The sequence below is a fragment of the Dellaglioa sp. CoH-57-MRSF-22 genome (assembly GCF_056781895.1).
Window position 1 is genome coordinate 1 of record NZ_JBXAXT010000251.1, and the last position, 247, is coordinate 247.

1 protein-coding gene is annotated in these 247 nt (G+C 54.7%); it reads left to right on the plus strand.

Annotation, left to right across the window (positions count from 1 at the left end; genetic code table 11):
- Positions 1–247, plus strand: a 247-nt coding sequence (locus AC1RPR_RS08975; RefSeq protein WP_481763602.1) for a hypothetical protein, incomplete at both ends; no start/stop codon positions are given.

The following is a 247-nucleotide window of genomic DNA, read 5'->3' on the forward strand; positions in this document are numbered from 1 at the left end:
GTGCTGTTACGTCGCCTCAAGTCGCTGGCGCATGGAACGTGTTTGCGAACAAGCAGCTGTACAAGATCAACATCCTGCTGAACTCGGGCCACGCCAGTCCAGACGTGCAGCTTGCGATGGATAGCTTGGCCCAGCAGCGCGGTGATTGCGTGGCACTACTCGATGTTCCGTCGAATGCTCAGCAGTTCCAACAAGCGATCAACTATCGCAATCTGCAATTGAACCTCAACTCGACGTATAGCGCGTT